This window comes from Serratia sp. (in: enterobacteria) (assembly GCF_046715635.1).
Lineage (GTDB): Bacteria > Pseudomonadota > Gammaproteobacteria > Enterobacterales > Enterobacteriaceae > Chania.
The window spans coordinates 1-9,590 of sequence record NZ_JBKJYW010000233.1 but is presented as its reverse complement, the minus strand read 5'-3'; the positions used below and the strand labels follow the sequence as shown (position 1 = coordinate 9,590).

At 55.3% G+C, this 9,590-nt stretch carries 5 protein-coding genes and 1 pseudogene; 2 read left to right on the top strand and 4 right to left on the bottom strand.

Annotation, left to right across the window (positions count from 1 at the left end; translation table 11 throughout):
* Nucleotides 1-167: 167 nt before the first annotated feature.
* Nucleotides 168-1,418 (bottom strand): N-acetylmuramoyl-L-alanine amidase AmiC, encoded by a 1,251-nt coding sequence (amiC, locus tag ACLQ7H_RS11695; protein WP_411752809.1) that lies wholly within the window; start codon nt 1,416-1,418, stop codon nt 168-170.
* Nucleotides 1,419-1,646: 228 nt separating this feature from the next.
* Here amiC and argA point away from each other — a divergent pair, with 228 nt between their 5' ends.
* Together argA and ACLQ7H_RS11685 are read left to right on the top strand one after the other, a co-directional pair.
* Nucleotides 1,647-2,972, top strand: a complete 1,326-nt coding sequence (gene argA, locus ACLQ7H_RS11690) for an amino-acid N-acetyltransferase (protein WP_411752808.1) — start codon at nt 1,647-1,649, stop codon at nt 2,970-2,972.
* Between the two features lie 241 nt (nt 2,973-3,213).
* Nucleotides 3,214-3,885: a hypothetical protein gene (locus ACLQ7H_RS11685; RefSeq protein ID WP_411752807.1), complete on the top strand. Its 672-nt coding sequence runs from the start codon at nt 3,214-3,216 to the stop codon at nt 3,883-3,885.
* Nucleotides 3,886-3,889: 4 nt separating this feature from the next.
* On the opposite strand, the gene recD is transcribed toward ACLQ7H_RS11685, so the two are convergent.
* The 3 genes and pseudogenes from recD to ACLQ7H_RS11670 all read right to left on the bottom strand — a co-directional run.
* Nucleotides 3,890-5,740 (bottom strand): exodeoxyribonuclease V subunit alpha, encoded by a 1,851-nt coding sequence (gene recD, locus ACLQ7H_RS11680; protein WP_411752806.1) that lies wholly within the window; start codon nt 5,738-5,740, stop codon nt 3,890-3,892.
* Nucleotides 5,737-9,288 carry an exodeoxyribonuclease V subunit beta gene (gene recB / locus ACLQ7H_RS11675; protein WP_411752805.1) on the bottom strand — a complete coding sequence of 1,184 codons (3,552 nt, stop codon included), beginning with the start codon at nt 9,286-9,288 and terminating at the stop codon, nt 5,737-5,739. The genes recD and recB overlap by 4 nt, the downstream gene beginning before the upstream one ends.
* Nucleotides 9,285-9,590 (bottom strand): annotated as a pseudogene (locus ACLQ7H_RS11670) (pitrilysin); the annotation flags it as partial. The pseudogene ACLQ7H_RS11670 and the gene recB, both read right to left, overlap by 4 nt.

Here is a 9,590-nt window from a genome sequence, read left to right as displayed (position 1 = left end):
GCCCGGTAGCTCGTCGGGCTCATAACCCGAAGGTCGTCAGTTCAAATCTGGCCCCCGCAACCAATCTTGATAACATCAGACAAGCACCTTAACGGGTGTTTTTTTGTATCTGAATTTCCCCTACCTTCCCAATTTACTCCGCTGCCCCTCCTTGGGCTACGTTTGGTTTAACGCCGTGCCAATGCGCCACCGTTGGCGAAATAGGCCTTGATCCCGGCGAAGATAGACTCCGCCACCTGCTGCTGAAAATGGCTGGTGCGCAGCTTGCGCTCTTCTTCCAGATTGCTGATAAACGCCGTTTCCACCAGGATCGACGGAATATCCGGGGCCTTCAATACGGCAAAGCCGGCCTGATCGACACGATTCTTGTGCAGGCGGTTAATCTTCCCCATCCGGTTCAGCACTTCCTTACCGAATTTCAGGCTGTCATTAACGGTGGCGGTCTGCAACAGATCGAACATGGTATGATCCAGGTAGCGATCGCCACTTTTGCTGACCCCGCCAATGTCATCGGCGGCGTTCTGGGTTTGCGCCAGAAACTTGGCGGCGTTGCTGGTTGCCCCTTTGGTAGAAAGCGCAAACACCGAGGAACCGCGTGCCGCACGGTTGCTGAAGGCATCGGCGTGGATCGAGACAAACAGATCGGCCCGCTGCTTACGCGCTTTGGCTACACGTACCTTTAATGGGATAAACACGTCTTCATTGCGCGTCATAAACACTTTCATGTTTGGCTCACGTTTGATCAGCGCGCTAAGACGACGGGCAATCTGCAGCACGATATCTTTTTCACGGGTTTTATTTTTGCCGATGGCCCCCGGATCTTCACCACCATGCCCAGGATCGAGCATGATCACAATCGGCCGATCGCGCCCTGCCTTACCGGCCTGCGGCGCTTCTGCCGGTAACGTCCGCTCCAGATCGCCCTTGTTGTAATCTTCCAGCAACGCCAGCAGCGGATCATACTCTTCACCGATGCCCCCCTTGGTAGGATAAAGATCCATCACCAGGCGGTTGCGGTATTCGGAGACGGGTGTCAGGGTAAACATATTTGGGCTGACGCTTTGCTTGAGTTCCAGCACCAGCCTGACGGTATTCTTGTCAAACTGGCCGACCCGCGCCTGTTTCAGATAGGGATCTTCTTTGCGCACCTGCCCGGCAATCCCTTTAAGCACGCTATTTAGCTGTACCCCTTCCACATCCACCACGATGCGGTCTGGATTGGTCAGGGCAAACTGTTTGTATTTCAGTGGAACGTTGGATTCCAGCGTGACTCGGGTATAGGTCGAGGAAGGCCAGATACGGACGGCAATCACATGAGAAGCAGCGGCGAAACCAACGCGACTCACACTCAGCAACCAGGTTGCGGCAACCCCCTGCAACAAACGACGGCGGCCCGGATTGTGATTAGAGTTAGGCATGCGGCTCCGATAAAAATAACGATTAAAAAAACAGCAAAAAAAAACAATGGCGAAAACTTTACCCAATCCATTCACCGCTGTCATCAGAAAATCTTTTTATGATCTTTCAATTTATTAATCAGTTAGCGCATTTGGCTGAAAAAAACCTCTCATTTGCCGCTTGCCTTCGGCGCGATAAAAGAATAAAAATACAAAAATACCGTATAAATATGCAAAAGAGGTCTTGCCGTGAAGGAACGTAGTACAGAGCTGGTGCAAGGATTCCGTCACTCAGTTCCCTATATCAATACTCACCGTGGCAAGACCTTTGTCGTCATGCTAGGTGGCGAAGCTATTGAACATGAAAACTTTTCCAGTATCGTCAACGATATCGGGCTGTTACATAGCCTGGGTATTCGTCTGGTGGTGGTCTACGGTGCGCGGCCGCAGATTGACGCCAATCTGGCGCAGCATAACTACGAGCCGATTTACCATAAGCATACCCGGGTGACCGACGCCCATACGCTGGAGCTGGTCAAGCAGGCCGCTGGTTTGTTACAGCTGGATATTACCGCACGACTTTCCATGAGCCTGAATAACACCCCATTGCAAGGGGCGCACATCAACGTAGTGAGCGGCAACTTTATTATTGCCCAACCTCTAGGCGTGGATGACGGCGTCGATTATTGCCACAGCGGCCGTATCCGCCGGATTGATGAAGAAGCCATTCATCGCCAGCTCGACAGCAAAGCCATCGTGCTGATCGGCCCGGTAGCGGTGTCGGTAACCGGTGAAAGCTTTAACCTGACCTCGGAAGAAGTCGCCACCCAGTTGGCAATCAAGCTGAAGGCCGAGAAAATGATCGGCTTCTGTTCATCACAAGGGGTGACCGATGAGGAAGGCAATATTCTTTCCGAACTGTTCCCCAACGATGCGCAAAAACGTATCGAGCAGTTGGAAGAGGCAGGTGACTATCATTCCGGCACCGTGCGCTTCCTGCGTGGCGCGGTAAAGGCCTGCCGCAGCGGGGTACGCCGCAGCCATCTGATCAGCTATCAGGAGGATGGTGCATTGGTACAGGAGCTGTTCTCGCGCGACGGGATCGGTACCCAAATCGTGATGGAGAGCGCCGAACAGGTACGCAGGGCGACCATCAATGATATCGGTGGAATACTTGAGCTGATCCGCCCATTGGAGCAACAAGGGATTTTAGTGCGCCGTTCGCGTGAGCAGTTGGAGATGGAGATCGACAAGTTCACGATTATCGAACGCGATAACCTGACCATCGCCTGCGCGGCGCTCTACCCGTTCCCAGAAGAGAAGATTGGTGAAATGGCCTGCGTGGCGGTACATCCGGATTACCGCAGTTCGTCGCGGGGCGAGATGCTGTTGCAGCGGGTAGAAAGCCAGGCGCGCCAGATGGGGCTGCTGAAGCTGTTTGTGTTGACCACACGCAGCATCCACTGGTTCCAGGAGCGCGGCTTCACTCCGGCGGAAGTCGACGTGCTGCCGATGCAGAAACAGGCTTTATATAACTACCAGCGCCGCTCGAAGATCCTGTTGGCCGATCTTTGACTGTTGGCTTCAGCCTGCATGAGTAGTTAATGTTAAAGGCCAGGGTGTGGTTAACCCTAGCCTTAGCTACGTTTCCGCTATTATACTGAGCACGTTAGTAGGAGAGCACCCCGCACTAACCGGAGTTACCCCTCTGTACGGGAACAATAAAAAACCTGACCTCACCAGTCAAGTTTTTACCCCTGGACTTAATCAAAACAGGGAAAGACAGTTAATTGTTGATAGATAGGGAGAAGCTATCATGTTAGATCGTTCACTGATCTTTTTTTATGGTTTAATATTATGCTTATTTATTTATAGCTTTATAAAAATAAAGCGTGATAACAAACGCTTCTCTATCATGGTATATTTACTATCCCTGCTGGCAAGCATGGTTTTAACCTCCTTTATTTATGCTTTTGGGACAGGTTACTGGTGTATTTCTGCATTTTTACTGTCTTATTTTTTAAGTTTCTTCGTCATTGTTATTTTCACAATTTCACAAATCATCCTAAGGAAAAAACGTTTCAACAATAGGGTGAATATGGTGAGAAATGAAGGCGCGGAATGCTTGGAGAACTTATACCTCAACGAACCTGATGATCGTTGGCATAGCCTGCATTGGCACGTCGTTTATTTTCCGCAACAAAATATGCTGGAGGTTGCAGCAGATATTTATCACAACGAATTTAAACCGAATAAGAAGTTTTTCAGTAAGACATTATCGGGAAGAACAATAGGTATCATTCCCGAGGCGTTAGTCAGCACGTTTACTCTTGAGCAGAACGTAATATGCCCACTAAAACTATTTATGCAACACAGTGAAGAAACTCGCAAACTGGTAATAAATTACGCCGAGGCGATAAAAAATAGTTTGCCCGAGCCATGGAAACTGCGTGAGCAAGAGGCTAAATGGTCGCCCAGCGACCATTAGTTGACTACTTGCCAATCTGCAAGCGTTCGGCTAACCCGCTGCGGCGCTGGGTGGGGGTACGGATAGCGCTCACCAACACCTTGTCTACCGCATAGAGCGAAAGCCGCTGGCGTGCGCGGGTAATGGCGGTATAAACCAATTCACGGGTCAGTACCGGCAGAAAATGATTCGGTAGCACCAGCACCGTATGGTCGAACTCCGACCCCTGTGATTTATGCACCGTCATCGCATAGGCGGTTTCATGCGCAGGTAAGCGGCTAGGCTGTACCGATTTGATGCTGCCGTCTGGTAATTGGAAGTGCACGCGCAGATCGCCGCTCTCACCAGGCAAGGCAATGCCAATATCGCCGTTAAACAGCCCCAGCGCGCTATCGTTGCGGCCAATCATCACCGGCCGCCCTAAATACCAACGCCCGGCGGGGCCAGGATTACGCCGAATCAAACCGGCGCGCTGCAGCCCGCTTTCGATACGCTCATTCAGCCCGGCAACGCCAAATGGCCCTTCCCGCAGGGCGCAGAGCAACTGGAAGCGACCAAAGGCATCCAGGATCGTCATGGCCCCTGCCCCTTCAGCTACCAGCCGCAGATAGTCGCGATAACCCGCAACGCAGCTATCCAGCAGCCGTTGATAATCTTCGGTTTCTGCCAGTGGGTAACCTGCCACGTCGGCATAGCTACCGTTCAGCGCTGCCAGGGCGCGCTTGCTATCGCCAGCGTTCACCGCCAAAGCCAACTGGCCAATGCCGGAGTTGGCATCAAACCGGTAACTCTTGCGCAGTAGGCACAGGCTATCGCGCACCGCTGCCTCGGCCTGCGCTGGCTGCCCTTGCAAGGGGCAACCGGTCAGACGCGCCAACTGTGCCGCACGGACTTCGCTATATCCCTGCTCGGCAAACCGGCAGATATCCCCCAGCACGGCTCCAGCCTCCACCGAGGCCAGTTGATCGCGATCGCCAAGGAAGATGACTCGTGCCTTGGAGGGCAAGGCAGCAATCAGCCTCGCCATCATGGGTAAATCCACCATCGAAGCCTCGTCCACCACCAGCACATCCAGATGCAGCGGGTTCCCCCGGTGATAGCGCATGCGCTGGCTGTTTGGCTGGGCCCCCAGCAAGCGGTGTAACGTCGCCGCTTCCGTAGGGAATAAGGCTCGTTGCTCCGGGGTTAAATCCAACTGACGGCTAGCGCTTCCCAAGGATTCGGTCAGACGAGCCGCTGCTTTACCAGTAGGTGCAGCAAGTTGGATACGCAGACGCTCCCCATCTGCCAGCTGCACCAGCGCCGCCAACAGCTTGGCGACGGTAGTCGTTTTGCCGGTGCCGGGACCGCCGGAAATAATCGCGATGCGGCGCGTAGCCGCTACCGCTGCGGCAATTTTTTGCCAATCAGGTTCATCCGTAGCCGCACCAAATAACCGGTCGAGAATAGTACGTAGCTGCGCCTCTTCAAGTTCCTGTGGCACACTGTCGCTACTGATAAAAGTGGCGACGTCACCTTCGCTCTGCCACATGCGTTGCAGATACAGCCGTTGCTGTTGCAGTACCATCGGCGTTGCCGTGCTGCCATCGCTAATCGCAGGCGATCTCGCCAGACGCTGCTGCCAACTCGCCACGTCCGGTTGCCCACAAGCCTGCCAGGCAGCCAAGGCCAACTCCGGCTGGCGGCCATCAAACAGATTTTCCGGCAATAGCTGCTCGAGTAGCAGGCAAACGTGGCCCGCACCGGCCTCCGCACTCAGGCAGGCGGCGGCCAGCAGGATATCCGGTTCATCATCGTTGGCGACCACCTGGGCAAATTGCACGTCCAACGGCCGCAAAGCACCCAATGCCAACGCCTGATGCAAAATCTCAATCATTGCCCATCCTCAACGTCGACCGTTTCACCACTAAACAGGCGATCCATCCCTTCAATCAGGGCGAATTCCGGGCGGCAGGCAAAAATACCGTTGCCCGCATGCTCCGCATCCACTCCGCGTAAAAACAGATAAATCACCCCGCCAAAGTGGCGCTGGTAATCGTAATCCGCCAGACGATGCCCCAGATAGCGGTGCAACGCCAAGGTATAGAGTTGGTATTGCAGATCGTAGCGGTGTTCCGCCATCGCCCGCGCCATCGCCTCTTGGGTATAGGCGCTGCTGTCTTCGCCCAGCCAGTTGGATTTGTAATCCAGCAGGTAGTATTTGCCCTGCCAGCAGAACACCAGATCGATAAAGCCCTTCAGCATGCCCTGAACCTGTTGGAAATCCAGCGCGGGGCAGCCAGCAGAAAGGGGATCGTAGCGTTTTACCAGTTCATCCAGCTGCTGCGCTTGCAGCAGGCCACCGATCGGCAGATAGAACTGCAATTCTGCCTGCCTGGTTCCCGCCGGTAAGGCGGAAAGCGCGACGCCGCTGTTATTAAGCGGCGCATTCAGCAACACCTGCATCCAGCCGGATAATACCGGCAACCAATGTTCCTCCAGCCCTTGCTGTTGCAACTGCTCCAGCAGCCACTGTTCATCTAACGGCTGGGTAAAGTCCAGCTCCTCAAACAGGCTGTGCAGGAAAGTTCCGGGGGCCGCACCGCGCGGGAAAGTATGGGGAGTAAATGCGGGTGGTGTAGTTATGTCGCCCTCGCCAACGGCATCAACGTCCAGGCGCGGCAACAGCTCCTGCATCCGGCTTGAGCCATGCTGTTGCAAGCCGGTATAGCTGGTTACCCGCCAGAAGTCCTGCATCCTGCGAGGAAACTGCCTGGCCGTCAGTTCTGCGGCGGTTGCCATCTGGGGCTGCCAGCTCTGTTCACCCGGCGCATCCACCAGCGACAGTGCGATGCCTTGGGTTGCCAACTGCTGTAGGCAGGTCTGCAGATAGGCGGCATCGCCCGCTTGCCCCGCCTGCACCAGATATCCCAGTGCGCTACGGTGCAAATCCGTCTCGCCCTGCTTCTTGCGCGTACCGAGGAACAACGGCGCAATACCGATGCTGCAGTGATACACCGAACGGGTCAGCGCCACATACAGCAAGCGTAAATCCTCTGCCAACCGTTCCTCTTCCGCCCAGGCCACGCTTTCTTCGTTGGCATTAAGATCCAGCAGGGCTTTAAAGGTCTGGCGATCGTGGTACAGCACCTGTTGCTGCTGGCGGAAATTCCCCACAAAAGGCAGCCATACCAGATCGAACTCTAGCCCTTTCGACTTGTGGATAGTGATCACCTGCACCAGATGGCGGTCGCTTTCCAGCCGCAGTTGCTGATTGTCCGACTGGCGATTCGGCTGAGCGATCTGCTGCGCCAACCAGCGCACCAGCGCATGTTCACCGTCCAACTGCGCCGTGGCTTCCTGCAACAGTTCCCCCAGGTGCATGACATCGGTCAAACGGCGCTCGCCCCCAGGGCTGGCCAGTAGATTTTCAGCCAGATGCCGCTTGGCCATCACCTCGCGCAGCATCGGCAACACGCCACGTCGCACCCAGTGGCTACGATACTCATCAAACTCGTTGACCAAATCATCCCAAGCGGACTCATTATGGTTTAGTTCGTCCAGCGTCAAAGCGTCCAGCCCCAACAGTCCGGTGGCCAACGCGCAACGCAGGGTTCGCTCCTGTTCGGGAGCCAGCACCGCCTGTAGCAGCCACAGTAAATCTTTGGCTTCCGGCGTATCAAACACGCTATCACGATTGGAAAGGTAAACCGAAGGGATGGCCAGCGCGCTGAGTGCATCACGCACCAACGCCGCTTCGGCGCGGCTGCGCACCAGAATGGTAATATCCGATGCCTGAACGTGGCGGCGTTGCTCCCCTTTGACCAGCCAGGCTTCCCCAGCCTGCCCGGCACTCAACCAGTCGCAGATCTGGGCGGCGCACAAGCGCGCCATTAATTGTTGGTAATCACTTACTCCGGCCCCATCCCCGGGTTGCAACCAGAATTGCATGGCCGGTTGCGGCTTATTCTGCCACTCGAAGACCAATTCCTGATTCTTCGCTGCGGCCGCAACCTCGATAAACGGGATTTGGCCAAACAGGAACGGCTTTTCCACTTGGGTAAACAGGCGGTTAACGCTGCCAACCATAGCCGGTGAAGAGCGCCAGTTGGTCTCTAAGGTGTAGTGGGCACTTACCTCTGAGCGAGCCTTCATATAGGTAAAGATGTCTGCCCCACGGAAGGCGTAAATCGCTTGTTTGGGATCCCCGATCAGCAGCAGGCCGCACTCTTCCCGGCCAACATACAGTTTCTGGAAGATCCGGTACTGCTGTGGGTCGGTATCCTGAAACTCATCGATCATCGCCACCGGATAACGCTGACGGATCGCCAGCGCCAATTGTTCACCACCGGCGCTTTGCAGTGCCGCATCCAGCCTGCTGAGCAGATCGTCAAAACCCAGTTCAGCACGCTGGCGTTTTTCCTGTTGAATAGAAAGGCGTATTTCACTCAGCGCCCGTGCCATGATCAGGTCACGCAGCGTCAAGGGTTCGGCAAACAGCTCATCAATCGCCACAAACAGCGGATGCCGCGGGGCTTCACCTTTTTTGGTTTTCTCCAGCAGCACCGATTGGCGGAACTTCTCCAGCTCTTTGGGTAACTGGTAATCTTCGGTTTCCTGCCCCGCCCATTCCCCCACCTTATTCAGCCAGTTGGGTAAATGTTTGCTGCTGTAGCTGCGTTTGTCGACGCCAGACTGACTGATGAGCGCTTCCAGATCGGCCGCCGCTGCCTGCCATTGCGCCTTGAGGGCATCAATTCGCGCGACGATCTGTTCATGGCGCATCAGCACCGTTTCTTCATCTTTCGGTGGCTGACGCAGAGTGGGTGCCTCGCCATGCAGATAGCCCGAGAGATCGCTCAACAGGGCCTCTGGGCCGCTCCACTCCTGGCTAACCGCCCGGGCAACGCCCATTGGCAATGGATAACAGTGACGCCGCCAAAAATCGGCGCAGGCCTGACGGCGTAACGGCAATTCGTCCTGCACCAGCGTTTGTTCAAACAGAATGCCCGACTCAAATGCGTTGTGAGTGAGCATTCGCTGACAAAAACCGTGGATAGTGTAGATCGCCGCTTCGTCCATCTGGCGCTCGGCGGCCAGCAACTGCGCTGCGGCCTCGGGCAGATTGCCAATTTCCGCCATCAGCGCGGCAAACAGCGGATCTGAGCTATGCCCGCGTACGCAGGCAATGCGTAATGCGTGGATATTGCTACGAATGCGGCCCCGGAGTTCCTCCGTCGCCGCTTCGGTAAAGGTAACCACCAGGATCTCTTCTACCGTGAGCGGCCGTGGAAACGCCGCTGCCTGGCCTAAGCCAAGCAGCAAACGCAGATACAAAGCACCGATAGTGAAGGTCTTCCCTGTCCCTGCCGAGGCTTCGATCAGCCGCTCACCAAACAGCGGCAACGTCAGTGGATCAAGCCGCTGAGGAACGCCTTTCGTCATGGCGTCGCCACTTTACGAGGCAGCGTTTTTTGCAGGGACGAGGCGTTAGGATAGGTCACCCAACCTTCACCCGGCGCAGCAAAGTCGGCTTTCTGCTGGCTGCTGCCACTCACCTGAGACAACAGTGCCAGACCCTGTGGCTTAATCACCGCCTGATGGAAGTAATCCGCCAGTTTGGCAGGCGTTAGAGTCTGCACCTGGGCAATCAGCTTTTCACGGGTATCAAAGGCGAAATTACCGCGAACGAAATCGCTACTGAAAAGGCCCGCTTCTTCACCCAAGGTCTGTGGACGCTGTTGCAG

Coding starts and splice junctions, on each gene's coding strand:
- amiC (WP_411752809.1), bottom strand. CDS start 1,418: ATGCCTAACTCTAATCACAATCCGGGCCGCCGTCGTTTGTTGCAGGGG.
- ACLQ7H_RS11685 (WP_411752807.1), top strand. CDS start 3,214: ATGTTAGATCGTTCACTGATCTTTTTTTATGGTTTAATATTATGCTTA.
- recD (WP_411752806.1), bottom strand. CDS start 5,740: ATGATTGAGATTTTGCATCAGGCGTTGGCATTGGGTGCTTTGCGGCCG.
- recB (WP_411752805.1), bottom strand. CDS start 9,288: ATGACGAAAGGCGTTCCTCAGCGGCTTGATCCACTGACGTTGCCGCTG.